Origin of the sequence: Virgibacillus kekensis (genome assembly GCF_042654125.1) — a bacterium.
Classification (GTDB): Bacteria; Bacillota; Bacilli; order Bacillales; family Amphibacillaceae; genus Lentibacillus; species Lentibacillus kekensis.
On record NZ_JBHSFU010000003.1, the window covers coordinates 120,088 to 137,809 of the forward strand.

Consider the following 17,722-nt stretch of genomic DNA (forward strand, 5'->3'; position numbering starts at 1 on the left):
ATATAGTGGGAAGCACCTTTTCTCTTATTCCTTATTCTGATTGTTTGACTGGTCTTCTTCCAGCTGGTCTAGCTTATTCTCTTCTTGCTTAGGGATTACCTCTTTATTCTGATCCTGTTCCTGTGGTCGGTCTTCATTAATAGGGAAATCCGGTATATACCTGCCAACTATTGCTGCTAGTTCATCAATAAATCCTTGAACAGGGTGTCCCTGATCAGCTTTTTCACCCATGGTGCGAAGTCGCTCCACGACATCACCGTCAGCCACTACGACCGCAGTTTTCCCATATGGGTCATGCTGGAGTGCTTCAAGGACAGCGAATTTAATTGTACCTACACGAGATCGATCAAGATCCTTATCAACATCGATTCCCACAACAGCGTACGGCCCTGCAACGAAAGAAGCTGCATCATTTACATTGGGAACATCACTTGCAACATTAGCAAGGTGATCGGCAATTTGCTGATTTGAAAGCTCTTTTTGTTTACTTGGGTTGGAATCTTCCACTTGAATGAACTTGTTGTTTTCTTCTTCACTTGGCAGTGACTGTTCATTATTGTTTTCCTGACAGCCTACTATTATGGGTAAAAGCATAAAAGACAATATCCAAAACCGTTTAAACATGTGTACTCCTCCTTTGAAATGACAAAACGGATTACTGTCTTATTAGGTTGAGTGGAAAATCCCAAATTATACGGTTAAAAGTTTTTCTTCCATAAAAAGAAGCTGCCGATTTACCGGCAGCTTCAAAAAATTAATTAACAATTATTTTTTCAATCCCTTTGATCGGGTTATCTTTATTGGAGCCATCCTGAAAATATAGGTGTACAGGACCTTCTTCTTGTAAAGGTTTCCCATCAATAGCGAACAACAGATAACTGTTTTTTAAATTCTCCAGTGAAATTGTGGTTTCGCCCGAACCAGAAAGGAGGGTAACATCTTTCGCGTCATCTTTTATTTCGGCGTGATCTACAAACTCATTTATGGGCATTACATAGGAATTCTCAAGTATCTTATCACGCTCAAATCGAGAGATACTTTTGTTTACAGGAGGGTTGATTTTTTGCTGGTAAACCTCACGACTCCACCGCTGTGAAGCTTTTTCCAGTTCATCGCCCTCTTCTTGATTGTTAAGCTGGTCGGAGAAAGCTTCCTCTAAAAGGACCTTCCTGTCATCAAAAATCCAAACTGTCGGATCTAGTGTTATGCTATATGTAACATTTCCGGTTATTGGTACTATCATCTTACTACCACCTCTCCAATTTATCTCTAACAAGGATAGCAGACATGCAGAATTTTTTCACCATAAAAATATTATCTGTAAAATTCATTAAATTTATTTGCATTTTCACCGTTGAAACGATAATATTAAATAGAATAAAGTCTTTTAATCGGAGGGGATTCATTTTGATTCCTGAGGTGACCGAAACTCATCGTGAAAAAGCTTATGCCCTTCTAAAGGCTGATGCTGACAAGATACTTAAGTTAATAGAAGTTCAAATTGAAAACCTGATGATGCCACAATGTCCTCTGTATGAAGAGGTTTTGGATACACAAATGTTCGGTCTTTCAAGAGAGATTGATTTTGCTGTCCGATTGAACTTGATCAGCGAAAATGAAGGTAAAGCTCTATTGGAAAACTTGGAAAGGCAGCTCAATATATTGCATGAAGCAGCACAAAACTCTGTGTAACGTTACATGACAACCTAGTAAAAACTTTGCCTGTTTGGATAATGGCAAAGTTTTTTTATACTTTTGAATTGATAAAAGAGAAATATGTTACACTATTACATAATATGTGCTATACTATTTAAAAATTTCTCTTTATCACTATAAATTATTACATATGCTGAGGAGAAGTATAATGATTAAGAGATTAAAAGATTATGATTTTACGTTGATGTTTACACCACTGTTGCTTACTGCGTTCGGTATTGTCATGATCTACAGTGCAAGTATGGTACTTGCAGTGTATGAGGGTTATGAAAGCAACCACTATTTGATCAAGCAGATTCAATGGTTTGCTATCGCGCTGGTTGCATTTGTCTTAACCTGTAGTTTTCCCTACAAATATTATCAGAAGCTAATGAAACTTATTACTCTGATTGTAATTGGTCTACTTGTAGGTGTTCTTTTCCTTGGTACGGAGGCCAATGGAGCAAAGTCATGGTATGATTTCGGTTTCGCAAGCATGCAACCTGCTGAATTTGCAAAATTGGGACTGATTATTTATCTGGCATCAATCTATTCAAAAAAACAATCCTACATCAATGAATTCAACAAAGGCGTTTTACCGCCCTTAGTCCTGACGGCATTAGTACTTGGACTTATAATGATGCAGCCTGATGTTGGTACTGCAGCGATTATATTTATTATTGCGTGTTCCGTTATTTTCAGTTCAGGTATCCGTTTCAAGCACCTTTTTATGTTAGTGCTGCTTGGGGTTGCATTACTAGCTTTTGCAATTCCAAGTATGGTAACAGAAGAGCGTGTAGCCAGGTTTGCTGGTGCATACCAGCCATTTGAAGATCCCCAGGATGACGGTTACCACCTTATTCAGTCGTATCTGGCAATAGGTGTTGGTGGCCTGACTGGTGAAGGGCTTGGCGGAAGTGTACAAAAACTGGGATACTTACTGGAACCCCATACCGATTTCATTATGGCTGTTATAGCTGAAGAACTTGGGTTTGTAGGTGTGGTACTTGTAATAGGGATGTTGGCTATTATCGTACTCAGGGGTCTTTTTATTTCCAGAAAGTGCCGAGATAGTTTCGGGGCATTACTGGCAATCGGGATTTCTTCCATGATTGGGATTCAAGCCTTCATTAACCTTGGCGCAATAAGTGGAATATTGCCAATCACAGGTGTTCCACTTCCTTTTGTCAGTTACGGTGGATCATCACTGGTAATCATGCTGGCATCAATGGGGATTCTGAACAATGTTGCAAAAACCGTAAAACAGCAGGAACAGGAACCAGCTGTTCCTCACGAAAAAGATGAGGCAAAGGAATTCACTACTAAAGGAGGAAAAACATGGGTGAGGTAAAAAAGATTAATAAGGTTCTGGTTGCAAACCGGGGTGAAATAGCAATTCGTGTCTTCCGGGCTTGTACCGAACTGAATATCCGGACTGTTGCAGTTTATTCGAAAGAGGATACCGGCTCATATCATCGTTATAAAGCTGACGAGGCCTACTTGATTGGCGAAGGAAAGAAGCCGATTGATGCATATCTAGATATTGAAAGTCTGATTGAGCTTGCTAAGAATGTAGGGGTGGATGCGATTCATCCTGGTTATGGATTTCTCTCGGAAAATATTCATTTTGCCAGAAGGTGTGAGGAAGAGGGAATAATCTTCATTGGTCCTACCAGCGAACACCTGAATATGTTCGGTGACAAGGTTAAAGCAAGAAGTCAGGCGGTGAAAGCAGGAATTCCTGTAATACCGGGAAGTGATGGACCTGTAACGTCTGCTGAGGAAATAAAAGACTTTGGTAAAAAACACGGTTATCCGATTATCATTAAGGCATCTCTAGGAGGCGGAGGCCGCGGAATGCGTGTTGTCCGTAATGAGGATTCTTTAGACGAAGCCTACGATCGTGCAAGGTCGGAGGCAAGGGCCGCATTTGGCAGTGAAGAGGTCTACGTTGAAAAGCTGATTGAGAACCCGAAGCATATTGAAGTCCAAATTATTGGTGACCAGCATGGAAACACGGTTCATTTGTTTGAACGTGACTGCTCGGTCCAGCGTCGACATCAGAAGGTTGTTGAGATAGCCCCGAGTGTATCACTGCCGGATAACCTCCGGATGGAAATATGCGATGCAGCAGTTGATCTGATGAAGAATGTTAATTATGTAAATGCAGGTACGGTTGAATTCTTAGTAACTGATGACGCATTTTATTTTATAGAGGTTAATCCGCGTGTACAGGTGGAACATACCATTACTGAAATGATAACTGGTGTGGACATCGTCCAAACCCAAATCAAGATTGCAGAGGGTCAGAATATCCATGATGACTCGATTGGAATTCCCAAACAGAATCAGATTACTGTACATGGTTTTGCCATTCAGTCCAGGGTAACAACTGAAGATCCATTAAATAATTTTATGCCTGACTCTGGAAAAATCATGGCCTACCGAACAGGTGGGGGCTTTGGTGTCCGGTTGGATGCAGGTAATGGATTTCAGGGAGCCGTAATTTCACCACACTATGATTCTTTATTGGTCAAAGTTTCGACTTGGGCACTCACGTTTGAACAGGCCGCCAAAAAAATGGTGCGTAACTTAAAGGAATTCCGTATTCGTGGAATTAAAACAAATATACCGTTCCTTGAGAATGTAATATTACATGACCGTTTTTTATCCGGCGAATACAGTACCACTTTTATTGATGAAACACCAGAATTATTTGTTTTCCCTAAAAGAAAAGACCGCGGAACGAAGATGTTGACATATATAGGTCATACAACGATAAACGGGTTCGAAGGTATGGCAAAAAAGAAGAAACCGACTTTGTCTACGCCTATAATTCCGAAAATAGATAAGCTTCAGGAAACAGAAAAGGGAACGAAGCAAATCCTTGATGAGCATGGACCAGCGTATTTGGCCGATTGGATGAAAAACCAGAAGGATGTTCTACTGACTGATACAACATTCCGTGACGCACATCAGTCATTGCTTGCCACCCGGGTTCGCACAAAGGACCTGCTACAGATAGCAGAACCAACCTCAAAACTGCTTCCACAGTTATTTTCTGTGGAAATGTGGGGTGGGGCCACGTTCGATGTGGCATACCGTTTTCTTAAGGAGGACCCGTGGGAGCGGCTGCTTAAATTACGCGAGAAAATGCCGAATGTTCTTTTCCAGATGTTGCTTCGGGCCAGTAACGCGGTAGGATACAAGAATTATCCGGATAATTTAATCCGGGAATTTGTGGAGAAGAGTGCGACCGCTGGAATCGACGTTTTCCGGATATTTGACAGCTTAAACTGGGTGGAAGGAATGAGGCCGGCTATCCAGGCAGTCCGGGAAAGTAATAAAATTGCGGAAGCATCCATGTGTTACACCGGGGACATTCTAGATGTGGGGCGGACAAAATATGATTTGGATTACTATAAAAATTTAGCCAAACAGCTTGAACAAGAAGGTGCCCATATACTAGGAATCAAAGATATGGCAGGGTTGCTTAAACCGGAAGCAGCCTATCAGCTAATTTCTACATTGAAAGAATCGACTGATCTGCCGGTACACCTCCATACGCACGATACGAGTGGTAATGGTGTGTATATGTATGGAAGAGCGATTGATGCGGGAGTAGATGCTGTTGATGTGGCTTGTGGTCCAATGGCAGGTCTCACTTCCCAGCCTAGCGCACAAACGTTATATCATGCGTTGGAGGGGCGGGAGCGTCAGCCGAATATCAATATTGATTCGTATGAAAAACTTGCCCATTACTGGGAAGGCATCAGAGATTATTACCAGGATTTCGAGAGTGGTATGAAATCTCCGCATACGGAAATATATTTTCATGAAATGCCAGGCGGACAATACAGCAATCTTAAACAACAAGCTAAGGCGGTTGGACTGGAAGATCGCTGGAATGAAGTTAAAAAAATGTTCCGTCGTGTAAATGACATGTTCGGTGATCTTGTAAAAGTTACGCCTTCCTCGAAAGTGGTAGGGGATATGACACTGTTTATGGTTCAGAACGACCTTACAGAAGATGACATCTACGAACGCGGGGAATCAATCGACTTTCCGGATTCTGTCATCGAATTTGCTCAGGGTTATATCGGGCAGCCGTATCAAGGGTTCCCGCAGGAGCTGCAACGGATTATTTTAAAAGGAAAAGAACCAATTGGAGTTCGTCCTGGAGAATTGCTTGATCCGATTGATTTTCAGCAACAGAAGGAAGCACTGTTCAAAACCCTTGATCGTCAGGTAACCAGTTTCGATATCATATCGCACGCGCTTTATCCAAAAGTATTTATGGATTACCATCGTTTTTATGAGAAGTATGGGGATATGTCTGTCCTCGATACCCTTACGTTCTTTTATGGCATGAAGCTTGGTGAAGAAATTGAAGTGGAAATTGAGCAGGGTAAGACACTGTTTGTTAAACTAGTATCCATTTCTGAAGCCCGCTCTGACGGAACTAGGGTTGTCTATTTTGAACTTAACGGACAATCAAGAGAAGTGGTTGTACGTGATGATAATGTTAAATCCGATCTTGTAACACGACCTAAAATCGACCAGGGAAATGATAAGCAAATTGGGGCGACCATGCCAGGCACGGTTGTTAAAGTCCTTTGTGAAAAAGGTGAGAAAGTCAAAAAAGGTGATTATTTGCTGATAACCGAGGCGATGAAGATGGAGACAACTGTTCAGGCGCCATATGCAGGGGTAATTAAGGATATTCATGTAAAAGACGGAGAAGCTATCACGGTAAATGATCTGTTAATTGAATTTGAATAGAGAAAAAGGGTAACGGCATCGCCACCGTTACCCTTTTTCATATTTGGCACTTCGTGATGACAGTAACACAAAATAACTAAGCATTCCAAAATAGCAAGTAATTATCAGGGCATGTAATAGCGCAATACCCAGATTCAGCATTGTGAAGATAATCATCGCTCCAAGAAACACTTGTAATGAAATGAGGATCATAGTTGTTATCCATCCCCAAAACATTACTCTGTTTGACCGATAATTGCGTATTATTCGGATAAAAAGTAATAATGTCCATATAAACAAAATACCCGCAGCAAGTCTGTGTCCCATCTGAATCCACTGCTGAATACTGTAATCAGCGAATGCAAGGGGTGCGCTGTTTGTACAAAAAGGCCAATCTCCACATACCATACTGGAGTGGGCATGTCTTACCAAAGCTCCTGTATAAACTACCATTAAGGTGTATATGCTCAGTGCATATATTTCTATGCGGTGTTTCTTTTGGATAATCAATGACTTTGCATCGAATTTCTTATCTATTTCAAATATCAGCAGCATAAGCAGGAATAATGCTGCAAAGGATATGAGCGAAATACCAAAATGTGTCGCCAGCACAAAATCGGACTGGTTCCAAACTACAGCTGCTGCGCCAATTAGAGCCTGTAAAATCAGAAAGAATGAGGATAAAAAAGCCAGGAATTTTACTTCCCTTACATGGCCGATATATTTCCAGGCTAAAATAGAAAGTAACAACACAACTACCCCCATTATTCCTGAAACAAGCCGATGACTTAATTCAATAACAAGCTCGGGGGTTATCTCATCCGGTAGCACCTGTCCATGACATAATGGCCAACTGGCTCCGCAACCCATTCCTGATTCCGTCTTTGTTACCAGTGATCCTCCCATTAGAACAAATACCATTCCCAACACAGCAACTACAGAGAGCCACTTTAAAATTCTGATCATTATGACTGCCTCGCTTCTCGTAGGATATACATATAACACTTCTATCATAATAGTTAGTAATTCTATCAAGCAATTAAAAAGCAATAATACTGCAAAATACACACAAATGATATGTTATCACGATTTATTACCATTTTCACTATAAAAAAATAAAAAACGCTTGCATTGTCGAGCTTTGTTTGCTAGAAATAGTGTAGGGGATATTTGCTAAGCTTCATACCATTGTGTCTAATGCCATGGGAAAACTGCATATTTTTGTTTACATGATAAAGGCTGTGACAGCCTTTCGTTTTATTTTAAGGGCTTTTTTCACAAATCTGTCACATTTGATATGCCTGATCCTGATTAAGTGAACTAGGAATATGCAGTAAATAGAATGAATTACAATTCCGTGGTACAATTAGGATAATTATGGAGGATACTATTGGGAATACTTAGGTATGATAAGTAGTATGCTTCGTATTTAACATGTGCCTTTTTGTTGGAATCAGAAGGGGGGATATACTTAAATGAACAAAGTGGAGACAACTTCTTCTCCTTTAATAGGTAAAACGGCTGTAACTGATGGCAATGAGGCTGCAGATCCTGTAACTTCATCTAGTACTTCACTGCTGGCCGATTTAAAATCGCTGATTAAAGTGGGAATCGTAAATTCTAACCTGATTACAACATTTGCCGGATTTTGGCTAGCGCTTTACTTTACCAACACCTCATTTGCAGCTAACTGGGGAACATTTTTGCTGACAATGGGAGGTAGTGCGCTTGTCATTGCAGGTGGATGTATTCTTAATAACTGGTATGATGTGGATATTGACCCTATAATGACCAGAACCAAAACAAGGCCAACCGTAACTGGAAGAATCTCACTCAACAAAGTGCTGATAATGGGGATTGCCTCAACAGCAATCGGGTTAATTCTTCTGTTTATGACAACTGCTGCAGCTGCAGTTATCGCATTAGCAGGATGGTTTACATACGTGGTTCTGTACACGATGTGGTCAAAACGCAGATACACCCTTAATACTGCCATCGGAAGCGTTTCCGGTGCTGTTCCACCACTTATTGGATGGGCAGCTGTTGACCCGGGCCTTCATGTAATGGCTATCGTTCTGTTTCTGATCATGTTCATTTGGCAGACGCCTCACTTTCTTGCTCTCGCAATGAAGAAGGCTAAGGAATATAAGGCTGCGGGTATACCTATGCTCCCTGTCGTACATGGTTTTGAAATAACAAAAAGGCAGATAGTAGTATATATTGCATGTTTACTGCCGTTGCCATTCTATCTGGCACCTTTGGGAACTACCTTTTTAGTAATAGCTACACTTCTTAATGTTGGCTGGCTGATTATGGGCATCAGCGGATTTTTTATGAAGAACGATTTAAAATGGGCAAATATGATATTCATTTATTCCTTGAACTATTTAACCATCATATTTCTGATGATGGTTGTAGTAACCCTGGAATTGCCCCTAAGCTAAGCTTGTCCTTACTTATACACTTAATATATAAGGAAGTTACAAAGAGAAAGAGAGGTATGAATACATGAAAGGTTGGATGGGAAAATTTAAAGGATTGTTTCTGTTAGGTTCTTTAGCACTTGTTTTATCAGCTTGTGGACAGGAAAATTTAACAGCCCTGGAACCTAAAGGTTATGGTGCTGAAAAGGCCTTGGACCTAATCATTCTGACAACTGTTGTAATGCTGTTTGTTCTGGTTATTGTAATGCTTATTTATACTGCAGTATTACTGCGTTACCGTAAGAAAAAGGGACAGGAAAATTACATTCCGAAACAAGTTGAAGGAAACAAGGCCCTGGAAACAATATGGACAGTTATTCCAATTATTCTGCTGATTATTATTGCGGTACCAACAGTGACTGCAACTTTTGATCTTGCAGACGAAACAGGTGCCAGTGATCATTTGAACATTCAGGTGACAGGTAATCAGTACTGGTGGCACTTTAACTATGAAGGACAAGAAATTCAAACTAGTCAGGATCTTTATATTCCTGCTGGAGAGAAAGTGTACTTGAACATGAAATCATCAGATGTTATCCACTCATTTTGGGTTCCAAGTATTTCAGGTAAAATGGATGTTAACCCTGAAAATGAGAACACCATGTTCATTGAAGCTTATGAGGAAGGTGTTTACTGGGGTAAATGTGCTGAGCTTTGTGGACCGTCCCACTCACTCATGGACTTCAAAGTGGTCGTAGTAAGTCAGGAAGAGTTTGACCAGTGGGTAGAAGACATGAAGAATGTCGATCCTAAAGCCCAGCCACAGGATGCTGTAGCACAAGAAGGCCAGGCATTGTTCCAGGAGAACAACTGTATGGGCTGTCACGCAATCGGTTCATCACCGGCAGCGGTCGGACCTAACCTGACTAACTTTGGAAGCAGATCAAAAATTGCAGGTATTCTTGAGCCTACAAAGGAAAACCTGGTTAGATGGATTATGGATCCTGAGGAAATTAAACCTGGCAATAAAATGACCGGTAACTATCCTGATGTTTCAGAAGAAGAAGCGGACAAGATTGCTGAGTACCTGCTGCAGCTGGAGCCATCTGAAATTACACCGGAAGATGCAGGTAAGTAAGACTCGACATATATAAAAAGGGATGGAAGATGTTAAAGGGAGGTTTAAGTCATGAGTATAGCAGCTACTCAAAATAGAGGCTTCGGCGCTGTGCTATGGGATTACTTAACCACTGTGGATCATAAAAAGATTGCACATTTATATCTGTTCGGTGGTGGATTTTTCTTCTTGCTTGGCGGTTTAGAAGCCATGATAATTCGTATTCAACTGATGAAACCAGAAAATGATTTCGTCAGTGCAGGTTTTTATAATGAAGTATTAACAATGCATGGGACTACAATGATATTCCTTGCAGCCATGCCATTGATACTTAGCTTGATGAACGCGGTCGTTCCATTACAAATAGGTGCAAGGGACGTAGCATTTCCTTTTCTAAACTCACTCGGATTTTGGTTGTTCCTATTTGGCGGATTAATCCTTAACTGCAGTTGGTTCCTTGGAGGAGCACCTGATGCTGGATGGACAGCGTATGCTCCGTTATCAACCACTTCGCCTGGTCATGGGGTTGACTTTTATGTACTGGGACTGCAGATTTCGGGTGCTGGTACTTTAATTGCTGGTATCAACTTTCTGGTTACCATTATTAATATGCGTGCTCCAGGAATGACTTACATGCGGATGCCACTGTTTACTTGGACTACATTCGTAACAAGTACGTTGATTTTATTTGCTTTTCCAGCACTGACAATTGGACTTTTTCTTCTAATGTTTGATCGTCTGTTTGGATCAGCATTCTTTGATGTTTCACTTGGTGGTAACGCAATTATCTGGGAGCATATTTTTTGGATTTTTGGTCACCCTGAAGTTTATATCCTGATTTTGCCGGCATTTGGTATCTTCAGTGAGGTTATTGCAACATTTGCTAAAAAACGTTTATTCGGGTATACAGCAATGGTGTTTGCTACTATCCTAATCGCATTCCTTGGATTCATGGTATGGGCCCACCACATGTTTACCGTAGGGCTTGGTCCAGTTGCAAACTCTATCTTCGCGATAGCAACCATGGCAATTGCAGTACCGACGGGTATTAAGATATTTAACTGGCTGGCTACATTATGGGGTGGAAGTATTACAATCAACTCCGCGATGCTATGGTCACTTGGCTTCATTCCAACGTTTACTATCGGTGGTATGACAGGTGTTATGCTTGCATCGGTAGTTGCCGACTATCAGTATCACGATTCCTATTTTGTTGTAGCACACTTCCACTATGTAATCGTTGGTGGTACGCTGTTCGGTATACTTGCCGGTTTACACTACTGGTGGCCTAAGATGTTTGGTCGTATACTTGATGAAAAGCTTGGAAAAATTACATTTTGGATATTCTTGATCGGGTTCCATCTGACATTCTTCATCCAGCACTTCCTAGGACTGATGGGTATGCCACGTCGTTACTGGGTATTCCTGGAAGGTCAAGGATTGGATACAGGAAACCTTATCAGTACAATTGGTGCATTCCTAATGGCAATTGGGGTTATTCTTTTTCTTGCCAATGTTGTCATTACAGCGGTCAGAGGTGAAAAAGTTGAAGACGATCCATTCGATGGCCGTACATTGGAGTGGGCAACAGCTTCACCACCTGTACACTATAACTTTAAACAGACTCCGTTGATTCGCGGACTGGATCCATTGTGGATTGAGAAAACCGACGGAAACGGTAAGATAACTCCGGCTGAGCCAGTAGGGGATATTCATATGCCGAATGGATCATTCCTGCCGTTTATGATGTCTCTAGGGCTGTTTATTGCAGGATTTGGCTTCATTTATCAGGTTAACTATAACTGGGCCTATATCCTTCTATTCGGCGGTATGGGGATATTGCTGGCATGTATGCTAATCAGGTCAGTGAAAGATGACCTTGGTTATCACATTACTAAAGAAGAACTTGAAAGGGAGGCTGACTAATATGAGTCATGATCATTCCTTAAATCCTGAAACGATGCCACATGAACCTGAGAAAGCCACCCTTGAAGGTAAAAATAAGTTTTTAGGCTTCTGGTTTTTCCTTGGCGGTGAAACCGTATTGTTTGCATGTTTGTTTGGAACTTACCTGGCGTTGAGAAACTCAACCGCCGGGGGCCCTTCCACAAACGACTTGTTTGGACTGGAATTGGTATTTATCATGACGATTCTATTGCTGACCAGTTCACTGACAAGTGTTTATGCAATGTATCATATGAAGAATAACAACTTTAAAAAGATGCAGCTATGGCTTGGTATCACTGCACTTTTAGGCTTCTCATTTCTCGGTTGTGAAATTTATGAGTTCACGCATTATATTCATGAGTACGATTTTACATTCCGTTCATCTGCCCTTGGCTCTGCGTTCTATACACTCGTAGGCTTTCACGGTGGGCACGTAACTTTCGGCCTCCTTTGGCTGATTGCATTAATGGTACGTAATGCTAAACGTGGCTTGAATTTATACAATGCACCGAAATTTTACGTTTTCAGCTTGTACTGGCACTTTATTGATGTAGTATGGGTGTTTATCTTCACCGTTGTATACTTAATGGGAAAGGTGGGGTAATAAATGGCTGACAACACTAATTCCAAAGAGATTAATTCATTTCAGAAACGTAAGAATAAAATTGAAATGCAAAAACAGCTGATTACTTTCGCATTAATGATTTTATTTACCATTATTGCATTTGTAATCGTGGCAACTGGAACAATGGAGAAGATGTTTCTTATACCTGTCATCCTTGTTCTTGCAGTGATACAGGTTGCGTTTCAGTTCTATTACTTTATGCATATGAAAGATAAAGGCCATGAGACGCCTGCTTTAATGATTTACGGAGGTATATGGGCAGCAATCTTAACGATTGTAGGGTTGATGCTGCTAGTCTGGTGGTAAATGGTACGTGTAAAAGACCGGGATAAAATTCCCGGTCTTTTACTATTTTACTGGAAGGCCGTTGACTGCTAGGGTCCTCGGCTAGGAATGCCCATGTCCTGTGAATGGGTCCACGTCATTAAGCACAGTCTTCGGAAAGAACAGATATGAATTTGGCTTTTGTTTAAAATTTGTCACATTGGGATTATGTGATTCAATAGCAAATACGTTATAATGAAAGATAACAACGTTTTATGGAGTGAACTAGTTATGTGGCTGGAGTTACAGATTTTTGGTTTTCGAGCATTATGGAGCCCATACTTCTTTTTATTTGTATTGGGTCTTGCTATATTATATTTCCTTATTACTGGACCATACCGGCATAAATTTGGAGGTGGAGACAGACCGTCGAAAAAGCAGCAAATTACTTTCTATACAGCGTTAGTTCTACTGTACGCTGTCAAAGGATCTCCGATTGATTTGCTGACACATATTATGCTGACAACCCATATGATTCAGATGGCAGTGTATTTTCTTATTTTCCCAATTCTGATTATTAAAGGGTTGCCGAAATGGTTCTGGGAAAAGGTTGTCTTGAGGCCAGTAGTTGAACCTGCTCTCATGTTTCTTTCAAAACCGCTGATTTCTCTATTATTGTTTAATACCTTGTTTTCGCTTTATCATCTACCGGAAGTCTTTAATTTTGCCAAGTCTTCACAGGTTGCTCATACGTCAATTTCATTAGTTATCCTGTTTGCAGCCTTTATTGTATGGTGGCCAATCCTCACACCAATAAAGAAGTTTGACAGAATGCCGCCACTCGGTAAGATATTTTATATTTTTGCGAATGGAGTACTCATAACCCCCGCGTGTGTTCTGATAATTTTTTCTGATGTGCCATTATATGCCACGTACTCAGAGAGTGGTGAATGGATGCAAGCATTGGCTTTATGTGTGCCGAACGATGTGCTTCAGGGGCTTACTTATTCCATTTCTGGTCCAGAGATGTTCAGTCCAATGACAACTTTGGAGGACCAACAATTAGGCGGTATCATTATGAAACTTACGCAGGAGGTCACTTACGGTTTCATTTTGGCTAGAATTTTCTTCAGCTGGTTTAACCGGGAAAGCCTTCGCGTTGACCCAATACCGGCAGGAAATCAAAGCGAACAGTATTAAATAAGAAAAGTGAAACGAAAACATAGTTTAAAATCCGTGTTTTTGTTTCACTTTAATTTTGCTAGAGAAAGGAATTACATCAATATGCCACCAATTTTACCAACTATTAGTACCTTTTTTATAGTAGTCAGTGCAGTGCTCGTAGCATTTGGATGGAGATTTATAATGAAGGGTAACGCTCGAGCTCATAAGCGAACAATGATATCTGCAGCTATCAGTGCCCTAATATTTTTCATTATCTATGTGTCTAGGACGGTCTTTATTGGAAATACCAGCTTTGGAGGGCCTGAAGAGATTGAAGTGTATTACACCATATTTCTCATTTTTCATATCTTTCTCGCGACGACAGGGGCCATCTTTGGTGTCGTCACGCTCACATTAGGACTAAAGCGAAGAATCAGGGTTCACCGGAAAATTGGTCCTGTAACGAGTGTCATCTGGTTTTTCAGTGCCTTAACTGGAGTGATGGTCTATTTGTTACTATATATTATATACGAGGGCGGACAGACCACCAGTATGCTAAAGGCAATCCTCGGAGGTTAGAGATTCATATAAAAAGTGCAGGCGATTTAATTACGCCTGCACTTTTTATATTTTTACATTCCATTTAATTATTTCTGCTTCCCTTGCTGAGTTAAAGGCAATGAGAATAAGCGGTCCAAGAACGAAACCGATTATCCCAAACAACTTTACTCCCAGGAACATTGCTATCAATGTGGCGAGTGGGGAAAGGCCTATGTGATGCCCCATAACTTTAGGTTCAACTGTTCTTCTTATCGCAAGCAGAATAATGGCGAGAATTGAAAGCTGTATTCCAAGAGCGGTCTCACCTGCAAAGAACATAAACACTGCCCACGGCCCCAGAATAATGATTGATCCTATTAACGGAATAAAATCAACCAACCATATAACCATTGCCATAATGATGGCCACATCCGGGATGATCAGAAATAAACCTATCAACGAAACCAGAAAGATAACGACACTAACCAGAAATTGAGCCTTAAGAAAACCCAGCACAACATTTGAAAGTCGGTTGTTCATAAAACTTACCTTTTCAGCAGTCTCTTTGGTCATCAAATTGTACAGCTTTGCTTTCAGTAACGGTATTTCCAGCATAAACAGGAACAGGGCAATCAGATAGACAAGAAAACTGATCAGGTATTGAGGTATCTCAGCGAATATCTGCGCAATCCTATCAATTGTGATCTTTTCTTTAATTGCTGTACTTAATGTATTCAGCTGATCCTCTATACTTTGTGTAATCTGCCCATAAAATTCTTCTGGAAGGTTTTGCGTATACTTTTCAAAGTCATTTTCCCAATCCTTATAGGCACTATTTAACTGATTGAAATGGGATGGCACATCTTCGACAAAGGTAACAACCTGCGTTGCGGCCTTGGTGACAATAAACGAGCCAGCCAAACCTATGACCACAAGAAACAGAAGAAAGACAATAATTACGGCATTCTTCCTGCTAATCTTAATTTTTCGCTGCAAGAGTCTTATCAGCGGATTGAGCATCAAGGCGGTCACCAGTGCTACTATTAATGGCACAGAAATAGGAACGATAAAATAAAACAACAAAATCAGAAAAATGATTAAGAAAATTATTGTCCATTGACGCTTTGTAATAGATCGAAACAATGTAATCGGATGACCCCTTTCGCTTGAACGGTTCAGAGTTCAGTATGTATATATAAAATATAGCACTAATTTCCAACTATGAACAGTGCATATTGCCTGTCCTGTCACTAATCAATTAATAAAAAAACCAGTGGCCGGGTTGCTGGAGGGCCGCTGGTTTTCTGATAAACGTTATTTCTTATATTGTTCGATTTCTTCCTTTACACCGGCGAGAATCTTGGATGCGCGCTCCACAAGGTTCTTAGGGAAATTTTCCCCTTCGCCGTATTCAACTCCATGCGGATAGTAATGTTTACCGAGTAATGGTGTAGCCAGTTTAATGACAGCATTACCCCGATCCACATCTCCTTCGATAGCATATCCCTGAATCCGTATGTAATATGTAACATTCTTCTCTTTGGAATCAATTCTGTAATCGTATGTTACACGTTCATAATCCCACTGTCCTCCGCGGATAAAAGCATGTTTACCCAGCAAGTGGTCCAATGGTTTTACATCAACGATAGAATCCTCAATACCCGTATTGTCTATTCTCATTTAATCCACCTCACATAATTTTCCTCACACAATAATAATAGTACGAATCAGTTTAACTTGCAATCAAAAGGGAGGAAGCATCCCAAGTCTGTTTAAAATTGAATTATGCAGAGACCATAAAGTAGATTTAAAACCTTATTTCTATTACCATCATCCATGAAAAATAGAGCATCAATATTTAAATGAATTGGTATCTGAGCGGGGTTTTATATTGTATAATTGGATAATCGAACTAATAGTTATTTTATATTAATTTAAATAATAGAGCATGGAATGAGAGATTTGTTCATATAGTTAGATAAAAGAACAAATAGAAGGAGCATCAAATATGCGGCTGAGTAGACTGTTGGCATTACTATTGCTGGTTGTTATAAGCGGTTTTTATTTTCTGGAAAAGAATGATCTGACACCTGAACAGGCTGTTCAGAATATCAACACTGTCGTGGAGGAAAAGAAAAATGTCCTCAAAACCAAGGCAATGCCCGCGAAGCGATCTATTATCCCATTGGAAGGGGATTTGTACCGGTGGATAGGAAAGCCTGTTAAAGAACTGTCAGCGGTTTATGGGAAACCTGCAAAAGAATATGAAAGCCCCTATGGTTATCAATGGTTAGTCTATACACAAAGTGAAGGGCAGTACATTCAGTTTGGGGTCAAAGATAATAAAATAGCTTCAATTTATGCAATTGGTGACGAACTATCACTGGAGCCAATTCAAATCGGTCAGAGCTATGATTCACTAAAAGAAAATTTTTCTTTTACAAATGAAGTCACGTACAGTGAAGGGTTATCCTCGTACACATTCAAACTGAAAGATGAGGAATTACGTTCACGTCCACTGGTGAAAATAACGGACAATTATTTCATTCAGTTATATTTTGATTCGTTTACCGGAAAACTTTCCTCAGTCAGGGTTTTATCCGGTGACATCCTGTTGTTGCATCGACCGTACGGAATGGAATATCGTGGAAGCCTTCCTGAAAAGCCATCTTTCTCTGATAAGGAATGGAATAAAATAGAAGCTGATATGGAACAGCAGATTTTTGATATTACTAATATAATACGTTTCAACCACGGAAAACCTGCGCTGAAATGGGATGAAACGGTAAGTAATGTTGCATATTTGCACAGCAAAGATATGGCACAGAATAATTATTTTTCGCATTATGGACTTGACGGGGATGGCTTAAAAGAACGGCTAGCGGCGGAGGAAGTTTTCTATCGGTCTGCTGGTGAGAATATTGCCGCTCAATATCCGGATGCACCTTCAGCGATGCATGGCTGGCTGAATAGTAAAGGTCACCGTGAAGCTCTTCTCAAAGACGATTACACACACCTTGGTGTAGGGGTTTACCGATTTTACTACACTCAGAATTTCTTAAAAATACAGTAATTGAATGCATACCTGGAAAAAGCTTACCGGGTATGCTTTTTTTGTTGAATCAATACACGGCACAGTGTGTGTTTTCCCTACATAAAATAACTAGCAGAAAGACTTCTAAAGGA

Annotated in this window: 16 protein-coding genes; 11 read left to right on the forward strand and 5 right to left on the reverse strand. The window is 40.5% G+C overall.

All coding sequences use genetic code 11. The features are described from left to right. Positions 1 to 24: 24 nt before the first annotated feature. Positions 25 to 624 carry a YhcN/YlaJ family sporulation lipoprotein gene (locus ACFO3D_RS01985; RefSeq protein ID WP_390292917.1) on the reverse strand — a complete coding sequence of 200 codons (600 nt, stop codon included), beginning with the start codon at positions 622 to 624 and terminating at the stop codon, positions 25 to 27. Positions 625 to 754: 130 nt separating this feature from the next. Beyond that, positions 755 to 1,243 (reverse strand): hypothetical protein, encoded by a 489-nt coding sequence (locus ACFO3D_RS01990; RefSeq protein WP_390292918.1) that lies wholly within the window; start codon positions 1,241 to 1,243, stop codon positions 755 to 757. 167 nt (positions 1,244 to 1,410) lie between these two features. Between ACFO3D_RS01990 and ACFO3D_RS01995 the strand changes: the two genes are divergently transcribed. The 3 genes from ACFO3D_RS01995 (at position 1,411) to pyc (ending at position 6,477) form a co-directional block, all read left to right on the forward strand. Beyond that, positions 1,411 to 1,692, forward strand: coding sequence for an Fpa/YlaN family protein (locus tag ACFO3D_RS01995; protein WP_390293398.1), 282 nt, complete (start codon positions 1,411 to 1,413; stop codon positions 1,690 to 1,692). A gap of 172 nt (positions 1,693 to 1,864) precedes the next feature. Next, entirely contained in the window at positions 1,865 to 3,046 is a 1,182-nt protein-coding gene (gene ftsW / locus ACFO3D_RS02000) for a putative lipid II flippase FtsW (RefSeq protein WP_390292919.1), read from the forward strand. Continuing rightward, positions 3,034 to 6,477, forward strand: coding sequence for a pyruvate carboxylase (pyc, locus tag ACFO3D_RS02005; protein ID WP_390292920.1), 3,444 nt, complete (start codon positions 3,034 to 3,036; stop codon positions 6,475 to 6,477). The genes ftsW and pyc overlap by 13 nt, the downstream gene beginning before the upstream one ends. Before the next feature lie 27 nt (positions 6,478 to 6,504). Here the strand turns inward: pyc and ACFO3D_RS02010 are convergent, their stop codons facing one another. Then, positions 6,505 to 7,422: a COX15/CtaA family protein gene (locus ACFO3D_RS02010; protein ID WP_390292921.1), complete on the reverse strand. Its 918-nt coding sequence runs from the start codon at positions 7,420 to 7,422 to the stop codon at positions 6,505 to 6,507. A gap of 509 nt (positions 7,423 to 7,931) precedes the next feature. Between ACFO3D_RS02010 and cyoE the strand changes: the two genes are divergently transcribed. From cyoE to ACFO3D_RS02045, 7 genes are all read left to right on the forward strand, one after another. Next, positions 7,932 to 8,900: a heme o synthase gene (cyoE, locus tag ACFO3D_RS02015; RefSeq protein ID WP_390292922.1), complete on the forward strand. Its 969-nt coding sequence runs from the start codon at positions 7,932 to 7,934 to the stop codon at positions 8,898 to 8,900. Positions 8,901 to 8,964: 64 nt separating this feature from the next. Next, a complete protein-coding gene (gene coxB / locus ACFO3D_RS02020; RefSeq protein WP_390292923.1) occupies positions 8,965 to 10,017 on the forward strand; it encodes a cytochrome c oxidase subunit II in 1,053 nt (350 codons plus the stop codon). Positions 10,018 to 10,068: 51 nt separating this feature from the next. Then, the gene (ctaD, locus tag ACFO3D_RS02025; RefSeq protein ID WP_390292924.1) at positions 10,069 to 11,922 is read left to right on the forward strand and encodes a cytochrome c oxidase subunit I; all 1,854 of its coding nucleotides are present in this window, start codon (positions 10,069 to 10,071) and stop codon (positions 11,920 to 11,922) included. A gap of 1 nt (position 11,923) precedes the next feature. Then, complete coding sequence (locus ACFO3D_RS02030; protein ID WP_390292925.1) at positions 11,924 to 12,547, forward strand: cytochrome (ubi)quinol oxidase subunit III; 624 nt, start codon at positions 11,924 to 11,926, stop codon at positions 12,545 to 12,547. Between the two features lie 3 nt (positions 12,548 to 12,550). Beyond that, positions 12,551 to 12,874 carry a cytochrome c oxidase subunit IVB gene (gene ctaF / locus ACFO3D_RS02035; RefSeq protein WP_390292926.1) on the forward strand — a complete coding sequence of 108 codons (324 nt, stop codon included), beginning with the start codon at positions 12,551 to 12,553 and terminating at the stop codon, positions 12,872 to 12,874. 249 nt (positions 12,875 to 13,123) lie between these two features. Continuing rightward, a complete protein-coding gene (gene ctaG, locus ACFO3D_RS02040; RefSeq protein WP_390292927.1) occupies positions 13,124 to 14,032 on the forward strand; it encodes a cytochrome c oxidase assembly factor CtaG in 909 nt (302 codons plus the stop codon). Between the two features lie 84 nt (positions 14,033 to 14,116). Continuing rightward, positions 14,117 to 14,575: a DUF420 domain-containing protein gene (locus tag ACFO3D_RS02045; protein WP_390292928.1), complete on the forward strand. Its 459-nt coding sequence runs from the start codon at positions 14,117 to 14,119 to the stop codon at positions 14,573 to 14,575. A gap of 45 nt (positions 14,576 to 14,620) precedes the next feature. On the opposite strand, the gene ytvI is transcribed toward ACFO3D_RS02045, so the two are convergent. Further along, positions 14,621 to 15,679, reverse strand: a complete 1,059-nt coding sequence (gene ytvI / locus ACFO3D_RS02050; protein ID WP_390292929.1) for a sporulation integral membrane protein YtvI — start codon at positions 15,677 to 15,679, stop codon at positions 14,621 to 14,623. Between the two features lie 171 nt (positions 15,680 to 15,850). After that, positions 15,851 to 16,216 (reverse strand): YugN family protein, encoded by a 366-nt coding sequence (locus ACFO3D_RS02055; RefSeq protein ID WP_390292930.1) that lies wholly within the window; start codon positions 16,214 to 16,216, stop codon positions 15,851 to 15,853. A 328-nt stretch (positions 16,217 to 16,544) separates the two neighbouring features. Here ACFO3D_RS02055 and ACFO3D_RS02060 point away from each other — a divergent pair, with 328 nt between their 5' ends. Continuing rightward, entirely contained in the window at positions 16,545 to 17,609 is a 1,065-nt protein-coding gene (locus ACFO3D_RS02060) for a CAP domain-containing protein (protein ID WP_390292931.1), read from the forward strand. The last annotated feature ends 113 nt before the right edge of the window (positions 17,610 to 17,722 follow it).

Bases quoted from the DNA above. Each gene is read 5' to 3' on its own strand.
- ACFO3D_RS01985 (WP_390292917.1), bottom strand. From the start codon at position 624: ATGTTTAAACGGTTTTGGATATTGTCTTTTATGCTTTTACCCATAATA.
- ACFO3D_RS01990 (WP_390292918.1), bottom strand. From the start codon at position 1,243: ATGATAGTACCAATAACCGGAAATGTTACATATAGCATAACACTAGAT.
- ftsW (WP_390292919.1), top strand. From the start codon at position 1,865: ATGATTAAGAGATTAAAAGATTATGATTTTACGTTGATGTTTACACCA.
- pyc (WP_390292920.1), top strand. From the start codon at position 3,034: ATGGGTGAGGTAAAAAAGATTAATAAGGTTCTGGTTGCAAACCGGGGT.
- ACFO3D_RS02010 (WP_390292921.1), bottom strand. From the start codon at position 7,422: ATGATCAGAATTTTAAAGTGGCTCTCTGTAGTTGCTGTGTTGGGAATG.
- cyoE (WP_390292922.1), top strand. From the start codon at position 7,932: ATGAACAAAGTGGAGACAACTTCTTCTCCTTTAATAGGTAAAACGGCT.
- coxB (WP_390292923.1), top strand. From the start codon at position 8,965: ATGAAAGGTTGGATGGGAAAATTTAAAGGATTGTTTCTGTTAGGTTCT.
- ctaD (WP_390292924.1), top strand. From the start codon at position 10,069: ATGAGTATAGCAGCTACTCAAAATAGAGGCTTCGGCGCTGTGCTATGG.
- ACFO3D_RS02030 (WP_390292925.1), top strand. From the start codon at position 11,924: ATGAGTCATGATCATTCCTTAAATCCTGAAACGATGCCACATGAACCT.
- ctaF (WP_390292926.1), top strand. From the start codon at position 12,551: ATGGCTGACAACACTAATTCCAAAGAGATTAATTCATTTCAGAAACGT.
- ctaG (WP_390292927.1), top strand. From the start codon at position 13,124: ATGTGGCTGGAGTTACAGATTTTTGGTTTTCGAGCATTATGGAGCCCA.
- ACFO3D_RS02045 (WP_390292928.1), top strand. From the start codon at position 14,117: ATGCCACCAATTTTACCAACTATTAGTACCTTTTTTATAGTAGTCAGT.
- ACFO3D_RS02055 (WP_390292930.1), bottom strand. From the start codon at position 16,216: ATGAGAATAGACAATACGGGTATTGAGGATTCTATCGTTGATGTAAAA.
- ACFO3D_RS02060 (WP_390292931.1), top strand. From the start codon at position 16,545: ATGCGGCTGAGTAGACTGTTGGCATTACTATTGCTGGTTGTTATAAGC.